Origin of the sequence: Campylobacter sp. Cr9 (genome assembly GCF_020138295.1) — a bacterium.
In the GTDB taxonomy this organism is placed as follows: Bacteria; Campylobacterota; Campylobacteria; order Campylobacterales; family Campylobacteraceae; genus Campylobacter_E.
In genome coordinates, this window is the sequence record NZ_JACGBH010000016.1 from 23,443 (window position 1) to 39,296 (window position 15,854).

11 protein-coding genes are annotated in these 15,854 nt (G+C 29.3%); 1 reads left to right on the forward strand and 10 read right to left on the reverse strand.

Annotation, left to right across the window (positions count from 1 at the left end; translation table 11 throughout):
* Positions 1–60: 60 nt before the first annotated feature.
* From AVANS14531_RS07825 to AVANS14531_RS07855, 7 genes are all read right to left on the reverse strand, one after another.
* Positions 61–2,934, reverse strand: a complete 2,874-nt coding sequence (locus tag AVANS14531_RS07825) for a type I restriction endonuclease subunit R (RefSeq protein WP_336611964.1) — start codon at positions 2,932–2,934, stop codon at positions 61–63.
* 170 nt (positions 2,935–3,104) lie between these two features.
* Positions 3,105–4,457 (reverse strand): biosynthetic peptidoglycan transglycosylase, encoded by a 1,353-nt coding sequence (locus AVANS14531_RS07830; RefSeq protein ID WP_336611965.1) that lies wholly within the window; start codon positions 4,455–4,457, stop codon positions 3,105–3,107.
* A gap of 266 nt (positions 4,458–4,723) precedes the next feature.
* Positions 4,724–7,432, reverse strand: a complete 2,709-nt coding sequence (locus AVANS14531_RS07835) for a hypothetical protein (protein ID WP_336611966.1) — start codon at positions 7,430–7,432, stop codon at positions 4,724–4,726.
* A 30-nt stretch (positions 7,433–7,462) separates the two neighbouring features.
* Complete coding sequence (locus AVANS14531_RS07840) at positions 7,463–8,626, reverse strand: restriction endonuclease subunit S (protein WP_336611967.1); 1,164 nt, start codon at positions 8,624–8,626, stop codon at positions 7,463–7,465.
* On the reverse strand, positions 8,623–9,633 hold the full coding sequence (locus AVANS14531_RS07845; RefSeq protein WP_336611968.1) for a virulence RhuM family protein: 1,011 nt from the start codon (positions 9,631–9,633) through the stop codon (positions 8,623–8,625). Before AVANS14531_RS07845 ends, AVANS14531_RS07840 begins: the two co-directional genes overlap by 4 nt.
* A gap of 8 nt (positions 9,634–9,641) precedes the next feature.
* Positions 9,642–10,934: a hypothetical protein gene (locus AVANS14531_RS07850; RefSeq protein ID WP_336611969.1), complete on the reverse strand. Its 1,293-nt coding sequence runs from the start codon at positions 10,932–10,934 to the stop codon at positions 9,642–9,644.
* A complete protein-coding gene (locus AVANS14531_RS07855) occupies positions 10,931–12,517 on the reverse strand; it encodes a type I restriction-modification system subunit M (protein WP_336611970.1) in 1,587 nt (528 codons plus the stop codon). Before AVANS14531_RS07855 ends, AVANS14531_RS07850 begins: the two co-directional genes overlap by 4 nt.
* 139 nt (positions 12,518–12,656) lie before the next feature.
* On the opposite strand from AVANS14531_RS07855, the gene AVANS14531_RS07860 reads away from it, so the two are divergent.
* Positions 12,657–14,327, forward strand: coding sequence for a hypothetical protein (locus tag AVANS14531_RS07860; protein WP_336611971.1), 1,671 nt, complete (start codon positions 12,657–12,659; stop codon positions 14,325–14,327).
* A gap of 116 nt (positions 14,328–14,443) precedes the next feature.
* Here AVANS14531_RS07860 and AVANS14531_RS07865 read toward each other — a convergent pair whose 3' ends face one another.
* The 3 genes from AVANS14531_RS07865 to AVANS14531_RS07875 are packed head-to-tail and all read right to left on the reverse strand — an operon-like array spanning position 14,444 to position 15,803.
* On the reverse strand, positions 14,444–14,929 hold the full coding sequence (locus AVANS14531_RS07865) for a methyltransferase family protein (protein WP_336611972.1): 486 nt from the start codon (positions 14,927–14,929) through the stop codon (positions 14,444–14,446).
* 1 nt (position 14,930) lies between these two features.
* A complete protein-coding gene (locus tag AVANS14531_RS07870; RefSeq protein WP_239817694.1) occupies positions 14,931–15,152 on the reverse strand; it encodes a hypothetical protein in 222 nt (73 codons plus the stop codon).
* A 15-nt stretch (positions 15,153–15,167) separates the two neighbouring features.
* Positions 15,168–15,803, reverse strand: coding sequence for a restriction endonuclease (locus AVANS14531_RS07875; protein ID WP_336611973.1), 636 nt, complete (start codon positions 15,801–15,803; stop codon positions 15,168–15,170).
* Positions 15,804–15,854: the final 51 nt, after the last annotated feature.

Consider the following 15,854-nt stretch of genomic DNA (forward strand, 5'->3'; position numbering starts at 1 on the left):
CATATTTGCTACAAACAAACGAAATTTATATCTCAAAAAATCATAGTCTAAAAGCACTAACTACCTACCGCGTTTGCCTAAGTAGATTTTGATTAGAGAGTTTATGTAGTTTTCTATGTCGTTTAATTTGTTGATTTTTGTTAAAAATGGTAGCATTTTTACTATGAGTTCGGTTGCGATTTTGTTTTTGATACTTTCATCAAATTCAGGCACATTAGAAAATTTACTAAATTCACTATCAAGCAAGGCAATGATTTGCCCAACATCATCCTTGTCAAAATCCCTAGCAAGATTACGCTCAAGCGGGTCATCAGCCAAATCCTTTTTAAAATCCTTAGCCAAATCACAGCTAAGCTTGTAAAACTCGCTCTCACTAAGCCTTTTTGCCCTATAATCTTCCAAAATCTCTTCTATTCTCGCACTAAACCTTACAAAAATTTCAGGATTTATCACTTCGTATTTTTTCACTTCTTTTTCTAGTGCATTTAGCTTTCCATGAGCCTTCACCTCATCGCTAAAATCACCCGCCACCCTTGAAAAATCATCACTTAGTATGTCAAGCGGTTCATTTAGCGTATAAATTTGCCCCACTTTTAAATGCTCATCTAGTAGCTTTTGCATACTTTGCTCGTATTCTTTTAGGCTAAAATCCTCAGCATAAAAGACCTGTGCCGAGCTTCTTAGGTTTAAGTATTTTTTAAGGCTTTCCTTGATTTTCTCCCTTTCATCTTCGCTTAAACTAGCCCTTAGCTTACGAGTATTTAGCACCACGCCCACAAGGTTACTAAACCTTGCTAAAACCTTGCAAAACCTATCCCTAAACGATAAATCCTTTAAAACCTTTAGCTTTTCTACTTCATCATCAAGCCCTGCAAACATCTCATCAAGCACGGCTAGGCTCTCCCACATATCATCTAAAGAGCCATCTATTTTAAAAACCGCCCCCACCAAATCACTCTCATCATATCCACTAAGCGCATCGTATCTACTAAGCGTAGTATCAAGCTCACTAAGTAGCCCTCTATAATCTACGATTATCCCCTCATCTTTGCCCTCTTTTAGCCTATTTACCCTTGCTATGGCTTGAAGTAGATTGTGTTCTTTTAGGTTTTTATCTATATAAAGTTTTTTAGCACAAGGAGCGTCAAAGCCCGTAAGTAGTTTATCTACCACGATTAGCAAATCCACTTTCCTATCCTTAAAATCACTCTTGCACTGCTCTTCATACTCTGCGTGATTTAGCTTTGCATACTCATCGCTTACCCACTTTTCTTGCTCGCCTTCGTTTTCTTCTCCTGCATTTACTGATATCACGACCCTAACTTCCAAATCCCCAAGCTCTTTAAAAACTTTATAATATTTCATCGCCTCAAACTTAGAATTAGTAGCTAGCATAGCGTTAAACGGCGTATTTTTAAGGCTTTGTTTGAAGTCTTCGTTTATATCAAGTGCGATGTATTCAAGCCTAGAAATTGAAGTATGAAGCTTTTTAATTTTCGCCCATTTTTGCTTGATTTGCTCTTTTTGCTCGTTACTAAGCCCAAGTGTTAGCTCATCAAATCTTTTTTCTAGCTCTTCTTTATCATCTAATTCTAGTTCTATCATTTTGTTTTCATACAAAAGTGGCACGATAGCACCATCTTCTACTGCTTCGCCGATATTATAAGTATGCAAAAGTCCGCCGTATTTTGCTATGCTTGATTTTTCTTTAGATAAAAGCGGCGTTCCTGTAAATGCTATGATGTAGGCATTTTCGCCTAAGTTATCAAGCATTTGCATATGAAGTTCTCCGTTTTGGCTTCTGTGGGCTTCATCTATTAGGATAAATCTTGTTCTATTTTTTATATCTTTTAAATCGCTAAACTTAAAAATCGTAGTCGTGATAAGCCCCACTCCATCATCGTTTAAAAGCTCGTTTAAATGGCTTGTGTTTTTGGCGTGGTGCAAGGTGTCAAGATTTGCCGTGCCGTTTATGGTCGCTGAGATTTGCTCATCTAGTTCTATTCTGTCTGTGATGATGATTTTTTGGGCGGTGCTGTTTAGCCTAGCTAGGATATTTACTAGCATTAGCATTGTGTAGCTTTTGCCGCTACCTTGAGTGTGCCATACTAGACCGCCGTGCTTATCTTTGATAGCTTTTATCACTTCTTTTATGCCAAAGTATTGTTGATAACGGCTTGCGATTTTGTTAGTTTTGTCTTTAGACTTGCTAAAAAATATAAAATCACTTATAAACTCAAGCAAATTTCTAGGCTTTAAGATATTGTTACAAAGCACTTTTACGCTATCATCGCTGCTTTTATCCTTAAAGACATTGTAAAATTTGCTAGGCGTTAGCGTTGTGCCGTATTTAGTGATAGTGCCACAACTTGCAACGCAAAGCTGAATGAACTTATAAAAGTTCTCAATCCTATCTGGGTGCTGGTGGTTTAGGAGTTGGTTTATCGCTTCGTTTGCTCCAACGCACGAGTTTTTAAGCTCGATGCTAACAAGCGGGATACCATTTACAAACAACACCAAATCAATCCTAGTGCTTTTCTTTAGCTCGTTTTTGGCGTTTGTAAGGCTAAATTCTTCTGTGATTATGAATGAGTTTTTAGACGGATTTTCGTAATCTATGTAGTTTATATGCCTTGAAGGTTTGCCTTTTTGCTCTAAGCCTTCGCCAAGTAAAATAAGCTTTGTGATGGTTTCGTTGGCTGTGATTAGGCTGTTAATTGGGGCTTTTAGCTTGTTTATCATTATGATGAGCTCATCATCACTTAGCTGATAATTTGTCCTTAAAAACTCCTTAAGCTTAGCTAAAAGCAAAGGCTCATTAAAGTCGTTTTGCCTAAGCTCGTTGCATTCTTTTTCGCTTATATACTGCCAGCCTAAATCCTTTAAAGTGTCTATAAAATACGCTTTTACATTGCTTTCTATACTAAAATCCATCGCTACGCCTTTTGAAATTTTAAATACATTTTAAACAACTTGCATTAATTTAGGCTAAATGCAAAAACCCTTGCGTAGCGGGAATTTAATCCGTGTATTTTTGTGGAATTTGAATTCGGAATTTATTTTGTGTATTTTTTTAAATAAAAAATACTAACAAATTTAAAATTTCAATCATTTAAGCTATCAAACCATACATTTAATCTTTCCATATTATCTATATTTTTATAGCATTTTTGTATCTTACCTTTCTCAACATTTTGTTTATATAAACACAATATTTGCTCACAATCTTCTTTTGTTAAAATATTATTCTTTAGCAAATTATCTATCAAATCTATTACTTTTGGCAATAAACACCCACTTGTTACCGAAACTCTTTCAATTAAAATAAAACTCTTTGCTTTATTAAAATTAATTTTATTATTATCAAAAAAATAATTATATGCCTTAATAGCCCCAAAAATATTTTTATCAAATCTTACTGCTGCTAAATATATTTCAAGCTGTTCATCTTTTTTTAAAATTTCATTCAACCAAAACCTACTAAATAAAATTTCTACAATTTTTCTTCTAATTTTTTTATCTGCAATATTTTCTATAAAAAGAGTTCTAAATAATTGCTGTGTAATCGTGGAGCCACCAGAATATGGGAATTTATTTATATATTTAATATGCTTTATCAAAGGTATTTTTTTTAATTGACTTAGCATAGCTCTTGATATAGCCTTAATATCTATACCCTTGTGAGACCTAAAATTTTTATCTTCAATAGCTATTAATATATCTTTTATATATTTTAAATCAATCTTTAGCCTATGAAACTCAAACTGAGCTAATTTTGCACGATATAAAACATGTTCAAAATTATCAACCAATTTAATATCTAAAATAAATGCAATAGCTTTCAAAACAACAAACTTTTTAGTTTCATTAATATCAAGAATTGAAAAAATATATATAACATTTAATATTGTATATAAAGTCAAAAATACTAAAACAGAATAGCATAAATTAACCCCTATCCAATGCAACATAAAAAATGACATACTAGCATACAAACACGGTATTATAAAATACAAGTAACTATATCTTAACTTAATACTAAAAGGCATATTAGCACCTTCTAACATGCCCTTTTTAAACAAAAACTCCTGAGAACCATAATTCATTCCAAGCATTCTTCTTAAGATTATAATTTTTCTTTTAGCAAATACAATATTTTTTTGTTTAGTAGCAAAATTTAAAGTAGTAATAATAAAAAAAACACTACTTAAAAAGAAAATAAAACCAACTATAAAAACCAAATCTTTTTCTATATTAAACTTTATAAAATCTGATTTTAAAAAAGCTAACAAAGAAACAATCCCACTACAAACTAAAGTAATATACCTAAGAAAACTATCAAATAATTTTTCTTCACTTTCTAATGTTTTACAACAAAATTTATATTCTTCTAATGCGATATCTCTATTTTCTTTATTATTAAATTTATAAGTTGGAAAATACTGCTGCCAATCCATACAATAACCTTTATTATGTATTTATAAAATAATCATATTGTATCAATCTAATCCAAAACAAACGAAATTCCTATTTTAAATTCCTTTTTTTATTGAAGTAAATTTCGTATGTTTGAAGCTTTAATTTTATGGTAAAAATACACGAAATAAATTCTACAAATCCCCAAATGTCACTTGTTTGGCTTTGGAATTTATTTTCGTATTTGGAATTTGAATTCGGAATTTCGTTTGTTTGGCAAGTTTAAACAAACAAACGAAAATTGGTTTTAACTTGGAATTATTGAGTTTTTACGCATTGTTTTTTGCAAGGCAAATATACAAAACGCAAGAACTAAATAATAAGCTATATTAAGCCTTGAGACCCCACCATCTATCGCTACGGCTCGTTTTAACTCTGGGCTTTTTTCTAATAACTTTGATGATTTTAGCTCGTCTTTGTAGTCTTTTAGGGTCTTTTTGGCTTTATAAACGCTTTGCTTGTTTTTATCTTGGTTTGATTGCTCGTAGATAAAATTAACGCTTAAATCTGTTTTATCAAAAATACTGATTTGTTCTAGTTTGGCGTTTTTGCTCAAAATGGTTTTATTAGGTTCAAATTCTTTTAAGTCTTTGTCATTTGGAAGTATTATTCTAGCTAGTTCTAATGCCTTTTTATCATCTAACTCATCTATGGCTTTATATAGATAATGATTTCTCGTATCTTCTGAAAACGCCCCTAAAAATGGGGTTATTATGCTAGGGCTGTAATATATTCCAACAATACCAATCAAAGCAAAAAATACCAACAATTCCTTTATTTTATAAAACAGCACAACAAAAAAAATATAAGCAATAAACAACAAACTTGGACACACAATTATTAAAAAATATTTAAACTTACCCAGCTGTTCATTCGCAACAATATAAGCAACAGATAAAAAGTAACCATGTTTAAAAAGCAAATAAGATATGTAAGACAAACCAAACACCATTAAAATATATCTTGCTGTTTTATTTACTACAACGTTAAAAATAAATACATAAGACATAACAGCATATATTACACCATCATCTTCGCGAATTACAATATTTATTACAATTAAAATAACTATAAAATGCATTATATATTTACAAATTATGAATAATTTAGATTTTCTAGGTTCTAAAAAATAATAAAATATAAAAAACAATGCAAAAATCATAGCAATTAAAACAGAGAAGAAAAAGAAAACTTTTAGGTATTCTGTTTGCTGATTAATAAAATCAATAATTTCTTTTCTTTCAAAAAAAATATAATCAATCAAAACATATCCACCAACCATACTTAAAGTAAAAATAATTATTTGAAATAAATCAGAATGATGGTCGCTTACAATCCTATTTAGTTTCAATAAAATCCAGTCTAGTTGTTCTCTCATGCTAAGTTTTCCAAACTTATTATTTTTATCTTCATCTAATACTTTATCTTGATATTTATATTCCAATTCTTTCAAATATAGTTCAATATTTTTGTATCTAGAAGCATCTATTGTATTGTGCTTATTTATTAAAATATCTTTAAATATCCTATATGTTTCTCTTAAATTTACAATAACTTCTAATTTATCTTTATTATCAATATTTTGTTTTTTTAGCTTTAAATAATTTGGAATACTTTTTTCCATATCTTCTATGCTAGAGTGTATAATTTGCATGAATGTTATATCCACAATCGTATCTCGTTGCATGTGAGTTAGGCTCAAAATGGGGGTATTTTGAAAAATAGTGCTATTGAAATTAACCACATTGCCTATTTCTACTTTATCCAAATCTACAAAATTTTTAAATGTTGAATTAGCAAAATCAAGATTTTGCTTAAATTTAGAAGATGTAAAAACTATATTTTCAAGTATCTCACAATTATTGATATACAAATTACCATTAAATTCTGCCTCTGTAAATATAATATTTTTATTGATTTTTAAATTATCTAACTTAAAGTCCTTGTTAAATTTTACATTTTTAAAAGATAACTCTCTATTTATTTCTTTACTATTGCTTCTTACCACAAAACTATCATTGAAGGTAGAATTATTGAAACTAACCTTATCTTGATGAAATAATTTATCATCATATTCAAATTCTTTGTTAAATGTGCATGTATCAAAATTTATACTAGATTTGATTTCTATCCCACAAAAAGCGATATTTTCAAATTTAGACCCTACAAATAATATATCTTGTTCAAAAGTATTTTTACCATATTCAAAATTAAACTCTATATCTTTAAAAATAGCATTTTCAAATTTTACCTGTTTATATTTATTGTCAAAAACATTATTGCTAAAGCTTATTTTCTTGTTAAAAGTTGGTTTTTTGAATAATAATTCATAGTTTTGAGATTTCCTTATTTTTATCTCTGGTATATAATTAAACATACAATTATTAAAAACAACAAATTCATTATTAGAATTTTTAAATTTATCACTAACTCTTGAATTTGATATAAAAAATTGTATATCAAATACACAAGTATCAAAAGATAATTTATCATTAAATTCACAATTATCAAAATATAATTTTTTAAATTTAATATCATAAACTCTCTGAATATCACTTGAATTAAATACACAATTTTTAAAGCTGATATTTAGCTCACTTGATTTTAAAAATAATTTAAACAAATCTTCACAATCAAATTTACTAAGATTAAAAACAATATTTTCAAATACTATTTCATTAAATGAAAAATTCAAGTGCTTGCCACAAATACTATCAATAGTTGTTTTTTCTTCATTTCCTTGAAATGAAATTTTATCTATAACATTTAAAACACTATATGTAATTTTACATAGCAAGCTGTTTTCAACCACAAATAAATTTTTTATATTTTGTTCAATCTTTTTTTCATCGTATATTTTTGCCTTCATAATTCTTTTTGCAGGACTATTTTTTCTTAAATTGAATGCAACCTTATTAAATTCAACAATTATTTTTCCTTTTTCTTCTTTATCCATTGCTTTCCTTTAATCTTTAATCATACATACTTAAATCTTTACCCTTATTTTGCCGGTGAGGAGTTCGGTGAGGAGGTGGGATTTGAGAGTGGTCTCTGCTGTTATTAGCTCGTTTAGACACTCCAAACGCTCATCACACGCACTTAAGACTTCCCCTATATTCTTCTGCTCTTCTAGGCTTGGAAGTTTTATTTTAAAATTAATGATTGAACCTTTAGCGAGATTTTGTTGAGATGAGCCTTGACCTTGAATTTTAAAATAATGTTGATTGTTATTTATATAACTAGATAAAAAATAAGAATCTATATTTTCATTTGGTCTTAATAGCCCTACTCGCTGATTTAAAACATACAAATCATCGCAAGGTATTATCCCCGTTAGTCCTAAAAAATACCCGTGTGCCACATCGCTTAAAATCATTACAATATCATTCTTTTTTAGGCACTCGCATTCTATATTATCAATCATCTTATGCTCTTTTTTGAGCTTTCCATCAATGCTAATGCTATCTAGCGTAATAAGATATTTTTTGCCATTTTCTACCACAAATTTTTCAAAAGCTCCACCATTTTTGTATTCGCAAATGTCGGCGAGTTTGACTTCTTGCCAAGGGGTGGTGAAGTTGGCAAAACGGGTCTTGCCACTTAGTAGCTCGTTCATTAGGTGGAGTTTTTCTTTTTCTAATTCCGATTTTAAATTCTTTAGATTTTTTATATGCTCATCGCAACTACTTAAAATCTCGGCGATTTTTTCTTGCTCTTTTAGTGGTGGGAGTTTTATTGTTATTTCTTGCATATATTTCCAGTCAGCTCTAGGCATTTTAGTTCCACAAGAAATATTAGCTGCATTCATAAAATCATCACTTTGAACTAAATAAAACAAAAAATTATTTAAAACATTATTGCCACTCATAACCCAAATTTCACTAGAGCAAACGCCGTCAAATTCTGCTAGGTAGTATTTTTTTAAATAAGGTCTTAATTTGCCAAATAAAACTTGTCCTTTTTTAAATACATTCTTAGTGCTTTTTTGTAAATTTGAATTTGTGTATTCAAGCAATATTCCTGTGTTTTGCTCTAAATGTTCTAATTCAATACATTTTTTAACTTCATTTTTATTTGGTGTATATTTTTCAGATTTAATTGAAATAATATCCCCCAGCCTTACTTCTTCCCAGCCCTTTGGCATACTCATGATTTTTTCCTTGTAAGTTTTGCTATGCTTTTATCAAAATCTGATTGGATTTTTTGAGTTTTATTGAATATATCGTATTCGGTTTGTGCTTTTTGTATGGCTGTTTGATGAGAGATTTTGCCATTGTCTTTTAAAATCTTATATTTTCTAAAGTTTAAAAACTCATCTATACTAGCTACAAAATCTTCCATAGTAAAAGTATTTTCCCTTTCTACCAAATCTTCAATATAGTCAAAATACCCGCTCACTGCTCTTTCTAGTTGTTTTATCTCTTTTTCGCTTAGATAGTTTTTGGCTACTTTGGTATCTAGCTTTAAAATTCTACCATTTGGAGCGTTTTTCCAAGTGCTTAGTCCCATATACTCTTTGGTGCTATCTGCTTTGTTATAGATAATCTCTGCTGCTGTTTGTCCTGTGATAGCATAGTGGAATTTGTTTTGCACTAAGGCGTAAAAGTATTTTGTGATTTCTGCGTTTTTATCATAATCGATACTACATTCTGCAAAAATATCAGTAATCTGCTGCCAAATACGACGCTCGCTAGCTCTAATTGAGCGTATAGTGTCTAATAGTTCTTTGAAATAATCTTTGCCAAATATTTGGTTTGATTGTTTTAATTGCTCTTCGTTTATCGCAAAGCCTTTTATGATGTATGATTTTAAAACATTGTTAGCCCAAATCCTAAATTGAGTGGCTCTTACAGAATTTATTCTATAACCAACGCTAATAATCGCATCGAGATTATAAAAATTAGTTAGCTTTGTTTGGGTTTTGTCGCTTATGGCTCCGTGTTTTGTGGTTGTTTCCATTTTGGAAATAACCACTTTTTCATCTAGTTCGTTACTTTCAAAGATGTTTTTAAAATGCTTGCTAATAGCTGGTGGATTTACTCCAAACAACTCTGCTATGGCTTTTTGAGTAGCCCATATTGTTTCATCTTTTATCACTACGCTGATTTGAAAATCACTATCTTTTATATGGTATAAAATTGTCTGCAAATCATTCATTTTAATTCCTATTTTGTAAAAATTTTTTTTAATAAATTATTTGCTTGCTGTGCTAATTTTTCAGATTTATCTTTATATTCTTGCAAATCTGAAATCTTTTCTCTTTGAAAGTCTTTAGTAGGATTACCTATATAATCCATAAGCCTTTTTGTAAGTTCACTCTCTTGTCTTGCAATACCTATAAATTTATTATCTTTATACACAATAATTTTATTTTTAAATAAAGCAATATAATTTTGTGTAAATTTTTTATCTTTTGTTATATATATTGGAAAAATAAAATCTTCTTTAACATGTGAGTTATTTAAATTAAGAACTTCTCTCATAGAGTAATAATAGGTGATATCCCAGCACATATTTTTAATGTCTTTAACAGCTTCTTCGTAATTAATTTTTTTTAGTCTCTCATTTATATTCATAAACCCATTTGAACCATGTTCAAAATAATCTAAAATAAATTCTAATAACTCAGAGAAATTAGTTCCATTTTCTTGCATATAATCAAATATATGTTTAATTGATTTTTTTATATCAAAATCTTTGCTATTTTTAGAAATTATTGCCAAAATAAAATAAAAATATATGTAATTAAATCCAATATTTATCTCAAAATTATTTAGGTTGTTTCTAAAAAATCCATACATATTTTTGAAATTCTTTACATCATATTTTAAAATGCCTGTTTGGTTAAAATACTCTAAATCTAAACTTTTAAACTTACATAAGTTCTCTATATTGGAATATAATTTATCTGTTTTTAAATCAGAATCATATTGCTTATGTGATAATATCTCTGCAATATAGCAAAAGATATTAACGTCATCAATTCTATCCTTAAATATATCTTGAATAAATGGCTCAAAAAACAATAAATCATCTTTGCTTCTGAAAACATTTGTATCAATTTCGTTATTTTCAATAAATTTTGCAATAAAAGAAACTACATTAGCATCTAATGTTATATTTAAAGAAGTTCTAAACTGTTCCTTAAAATCACTTCTTAAAACCATAAAATATTTATATGAATTTAGTATGTCTATGGTAAATAAATCCATTGTTTGACTAGTTTCCTTCAAACCATTTTTTATAGAATAAAGCGTATCTTGGTTTGGCTCGTGCCTATACTTTCTTATTAATGGATTATCTACGGCACCTGTTTTATCGTTTGTGCCAACTATAAATGAATATCTTTTAAAATCATCGTATTTATTTAGATAATATTTATATAGCTCTAAAATTTTATCACTTTTATCTATTTCTAGTAGTTTTTTTACAAATTCTAAATATGCTTGTGTAATCATAATCCCAGCTCCTTTAGGTAGCCTTGTAATTTGGCGTTTGAGAGTTCTAGTTTGGCGTTTAGGCTGTTTATTTGCTCTTTTAGTTCGGCGTAGTCAATTTGCAAGGTTTCATCTTCTGCTGCTACATATCTTGGTATGTTTAGGTTGAAGTCGTTTTGCTCTATCTCATCAAGGCTTACTATTTTGCAAAAGCCGTTTATGTCGGTGTTTCCGTGGTAGGCTTTTAGGATTTTGTCAATGTCTTTTAGGGTGTTTTGGTTTTTGCCTTTTTCATAGCAAGAGCTTGCGTCTATGAAAATCACTTTTTCGTTTTGCTCCTTGCTAAAAATCATTATACAAGCCGGTATGCTCGTGCCATAAAAAAGGTTGCTAGGAAGTCCGATGATGGCTTTTAGGTAGCCTTGTTTTATAAGACTTGCTCTTATTTTGCCCTCGCTAGAGCCACGAAAAAGCACTCCGTGGGGCATTACTACGCCTAAAGTTCCGCCGTTTTTTAAAGACTTTATCATGTGGAGTAAAAAGGCATAATCGCCCTTGCTTTTAGGTGGCATACCGTAGTTAAACCTTGAAAATCTATCTTCCTTTAGCTCATCGTAGCCCCATTTATCAAGGCTAAAAGGTGGGTTTGCGACTATTTTGCTAAAGCGTCTTAAATCGCCGTTAGCATCTAGGTGAAGTGGATTTGTGAGTGTGTCGCCCCACTTTATCTTAGGGTTTGGGATATTGTGTAAGAACATATTCATAACACATAGGGCGTAGGTTTGGGCGTTTTTTTCTTGTCCGTAGATGAAGTTGTTTGTGCCTTTTTGGCTTGCTTTTAGCAAAAGTGAGCCTGAACCACAAGTAGGGTCGTATATCTCTTCGCCGTCTTTGATGCCGACTAGCTCGGCAAGTAGGACGCTCACCATGCTAGGGGTGTAAAACTCGCCGCCCTTTTTGCCTGAATCGCTTGCGAATTTTGCGATTAGATACTCGTATGCGTCGCCTATGATGTCTTTGTTTTCTAGGCGGCTTGGGCGTAAATCAAGGCTTGAAAAGTCGTTTATGAGCTGTTTTAGGGTGGTGTTTCTTTGCTGGGTGTCGCCTAGCTTGGAAGGGTTATTAAAATCTATGTGGGTGAATATGCCTTCTAGCTTTTCTTTGTTTAACGTTTCTAGGCTGCTTAGGGCGGTGTTGATTAGCTCGCCTAGGTTGGTGGCGTTTTTGTGCTCTTGTAGGTAGGCGAATGTTGAATGAGCTTCAAGCTTGAAATCTAGTTGATTTAGTAGGGCTTTATAGACTGAGTCGATGCCACAGCTTTTGGCTTTTAGCAAGGTAGTCTTTTCGGTGTAGGTGTCGCTTAGGTATTTGATAAATAGCATGGTGAGAATGTAGTCTTTGTAATCACTGCCGTCCATTAGCCCACGGAAGGTGTTGCACGCGTCCCAGAGTTTGGCGTTTATCTGGGCGGTGGTGGTTTTGGGCTCTTGTGGGTTTTGGGTGGTGTCGGTTTGTTGAGTTGGGTCGGTTTGTGTTGCTTCGGTGCTGTTAGTTTCAAGTGTTTTTGTATCGGAATTTAAATTCGGAATTTCATTTGTTTGCATTATGTATCCTTATATAATTTAAGCCATTTTAACATATCAAAAAACAAATTTCGTATATTTAAGACTTTAAAACTAATAAACATACGAAATTCTTTAATTTGGCTAATATTTACAAAAATTATACGATTTAAGGAATAAAATGAAATTTGAATTAGTATCTCAAACAAGTGAGAAAATTATTTTGCAATACTCTTTAAATGGGGTTGATTTATTAGAATATAAAGACATTATTAAGACTAAAAAATACTTAGGTTTAATAGGAATCGAATATGAAAATGAAACTAATTTTAGTGATATTATCCCAAATGATAATGACTTTACATTACTTCTAACACAATGCGAATTTAAAAGTAATGTTAGTTTTGATAATATAAATATAAAAAGCTTAGCAATAACACAAAGTAATTTTAATACTATTAAAATCAATGATTTTAAAGGAGAATTTATAGCAAATGAATGCTGTATAGATAGTGAATTGTCATTGATAAATTCAAAAAATATTAATAATTTTGATGTTTATAATATAAATGTTAAAAATAAATTAGAAATAGATGAATGTAATATCAATAATTTTACCTTGAAAAACTCTAGGATAGAACAAGATTTTATTCTAACAAATTCAAATATAAAAGGTTGCATTAATTTAGATAAAACAACTTTTTTAAAGCCTGAATTGGCTATTATAGATTTTAATAGTATTTTAAACTACACTAAAGATGATATGCTTACGCTAATAAATAACAACCAAATAACACAAGAAGAACTATATCGCACAATAATAAAACTAGATAATATAGCTAAAGCTTGTAATGATAGTTTTTATGTTAATAAAATTCATAAAGCTGTTAAATTAATTAAATGTATTATGAGTGAAAATGATATAAAAGCTCAAATTATAGAAGCTAAAGAGATTAAAAAAGAAGATAAAAATAAGGGGATACTTAAAAATATTCAAATTTGGGGACTTGTTGTTTTAAACTCAAAAAATTACATTGATGAATTTTTAAGTGATTTTAACACCAACTTTGTTAAGAATTTAAATGCGATAGTTGGTTTAATAATTGTTTTTGGGATTTTAAATTTACTTGCATATATTTTTATTAATTTTGATATTGCCAATGGTTTAATGTATATTAATAACTTATTATTGAGTAGCTTAGGGTGTTTAATATTGCTTATCGCATTCTTATTTATAACAAACAAAAAATTAAAAATCAACGAAAATAAAACTTTTACATTCATTATACTAGTGATTATTGTATTTTACTCTATAATTAATATATTTTATTTTCCTTTATTTCTATTAACTTTATTTGTTATTTTATCAATTATTTATCTAGTAATATCAAGATTTAAAAAGAATATTTATTTTATTTATATAGCTGCAGCATTTTTATTAGCTATAAATCCTAATCCAATAATAAATATTTTTAAATTAGACTTTTTGCCAAAATATACACAAGAAGCTTTAAATGAAATAAAGCAAGATAAACTAACAAATATTATAGATAAGGCTTTTTCAAAGAAAGGTAAACAAGATGACAGCATCAACAAAGTTTACAACGCTGTAAGAGATTTTTTTATTAAACCACCGAAGCATATAAATGATTATCAAACGTATATTTTTAAAAATAAATATAAAGTTCTCGTATTTGCTAATGAAGTGCCAGAAAAAGATAGAGATGATGATTATTATAAATTGTTTAAATCTTTATATATTGATATTCAGCTTTCTTTGACTTATTGTATTTTATATCTTTTATTACTTGTTGGTTTTACTTCGCTTGGTAAAACTTGGAAAAGAAATTAATATAAAAAGGATAAATCATAACAATAAATTACAAAATAAATTCTAGCGTTTAAATAAATTATATTAAACTTTTTAGAATTTATTTCGTGTATTTTAGTGGAATTTAAATCCGTAATTTATCTTTTAAACCATGGGATTATTCTATTTACTTTTTTGCAATACTGCGTGTAGCTGTCGTCAAACTTTTCTTGTAGCCATTTTTCTTCCGTGTTTTTTAATAAAATCGTAAGAAAAGCCCAGAAAATAAAAGGTAAAACCAATAAACATAAATTATAAGCAAATAGCAAAGCCCCAGTGAAAATAAACAAAAAAGCCGAATATATCGGGTTTCTTACTATGCTATAAACTCCGTCTGTAACTAAAAGTCCTGATTTGATTTTTTCGCTAATCTTTGAAAATATAACGGATTTTACCCATAAAATAACGCCACCAATTATAAAAATACTACCCAAAATAGACATAAAAATCCTTGCTTTTGGCAATTTTGCAAAACCCAAAAAACCAAAATAATCCAAACAAAGTCCAAAAATCGTAAGCAAAAGGCAAGTTATAACATAAATAGGTCCTACTCCAAATATTGGTAATTTAATAGTTTTATCCATTTTAATCCTTTGTTAGATATAGCTTTTGGTATTTATTTGCTTTGATTTTAAAATACAAAAACAACGCCAAAGAAATCAAATTTATATCTAAAAACACGCTCAAATAAACCCCGCCTAAAATGAGATTAAAAGCCAAATTTATTAGATAATACAAAAGATACAAAGCACTTAAAATCATCATCGCATAATTTAACGCAAACTTTATTTTATAAATCTCTTTCATTTTATATCCATTGACTCATTCTTCAATGTTTAAGTATTCAATTAAATCCTTATAATTGTTTAAATAATGCTCGGCACTTGCTCTTGTGGTGCTTGAGCTTATAAAAACATTTTTAATATTTTTATTTTTCAGCATTTTTTCATTTTCGCTGACAAAAACAGTGCAATCACCTATAAATTTTCTTAGCAAATCTTGACCTATTGGGGTTTTGTGGTTTTTGCATTGGATTAATACACATTCATTTTCCTTATGACAAACCAAATCTATCCCACCATCATTTTTGCCATTTACAAAGCCATGTGGGAAAACTTTATAGCCTTGCTCTTCATAATGCTTTTTAATTTTTAGCTCATATAATCTTCCTTTTTTCTCGTTTTCACTTTCTGCTTTGTAGATTATGGTTTTTGTGATTTTGTGATAATTTGGCATTTTAGCGCTTAAGTTTTCGCTAAATTTATATTTATTTACAACCTTTAAAATCGCATCTTCAAGGTCTTTTTCGTATGCTTTTAAAATATCTTCATCTATAAATCGTAAGCTTTTTTGCTCTTCTTGTAAGGTATTTTCATCAGTTTTATCTACTTGATTTTCTTCTTTTGCCTTTTTGATAGCAAAAAACCTTTTTCTAGCTTTCTCATCTTTAAATGCCATTTTATTTCCCTTATATAACTTTTTACTAATTATAATCTCTATAATTTACTA

Coding starts and splice junctions, on each gene's coding strand:
- AVANS14531_RS07860 (WP_336611971.1), top strand. CDS start 12,657: ATGAAATTTGAATTAGTATCTCAAACAAGTGAGAAAATTATTTTGCAA.
- AVANS14531_RS07845 (WP_336611968.1), bottom strand. CDS start 9,633: ATGAATGATTTGCAGACAATTTTATACCATATAAAAGATAGTGATTTT.
- AVANS14531_RS07835 (WP_336611966.1), bottom strand. CDS start 7,432: ATGGATAAAGAAGAAAAAGGAAAAATAATTGTTGAATTTAATAAGGTT.
- AVANS14531_RS07870 (WP_239817694.1), bottom strand. CDS start 15,152: ATGAAAGAGATTTATAAAATAAAGTTTGCGTTAAATTATGCGATGATG.
- AVANS14531_RS07825 (WP_336611964.1), bottom strand. CDS start 2,934: ATGGATTTTAGTATAGAAAGCAATGTAAAAGCGTATTTTATAGACACT.
- AVANS14531_RS07840 (WP_336611967.1), bottom strand. CDS start 8,626: ATGAGTATGCCAAAGGGCTGGGAAGAAGTAAGGCTGGGGGATATTATT.
- AVANS14531_RS07865 (WP_336611972.1), bottom strand. CDS start 14,929: ATGGATAAAACTATTAAATTACCAATATTTGGAGTAGGACCTATTTAT.
- AVANS14531_RS07875 (WP_336611973.1), bottom strand. CDS start 15,803: ATGGCATTTAAAGATGAGAAAGCTAGAAAAAGGTTTTTTGCTATCAAA.
- AVANS14531_RS07830 (WP_336611965.1), bottom strand. CDS start 4,457: ATGGATTGGCAGCAGTATTTTCCAACTTATAAATTTAATAATAAAGAA.
- AVANS14531_RS07850 (WP_336611969.1), bottom strand. CDS start 10,934: ATGATTACACAAGCATATTTAGAATTTGTAAAAAAACTACTAGAAATA.
- AVANS14531_RS07855 (WP_336611970.1), bottom strand. CDS start 12,517: ATGCAAACAAATGAAATTCCGAATTTAAATTCCGATACAAAAACACTT.